This window comes from Aquirufa rosea, assembly GCF_004118285.1.
GTDB lineage: Bacteria > Bacteroidota > Bacteroidia > Cytophagales > Spirosomataceae > Aquirufa > Aquirufa rosea.
Genome location: NZ_SDHY01000042.1, coordinates 1 through 258, shown reverse-complemented (window position 1 = coordinate 258; position 258 = coordinate 1). Strand labels below are relative to the sequence as shown.

The 258-nt window shown below is 49.2% G+C and carries 1 protein-coding gene; it reads left to right on the top strand.

Annotated elements, in window-relative coordinates; genetic code table 11:
- Window positions 1–258 (top strand): hypothetical protein (locus ESB04_RS12505; RefSeq protein ID WP_164969676.1); only part of this gene is annotated, 258 nt, incomplete at both ends.

The window sequence follows — 258 nt, the reverse complement described above, 5'->3', positions numbered from 1 at the left end:
CAGTGACTACGAGTGGATCAGACCGCTTGTCGATTACCGTGAGCCCAGCCAGCTTTGCTAAGTTGTCTGTGAGCTTAGCCAGCCCACAAATCAATGGAGTAGCCTTTACAGGCAGCAATACCTTGACGGCCTTAGATGCCTATGGCAATACGGTAACAGGCTTTGATGCGAGTGGCAATAACGTAACGGTGAGTGCAAATAGTTTGACGGGAACGATCAGTGGATTAAGTGGAACCAACAAGTTGACTAGTGCGAGTG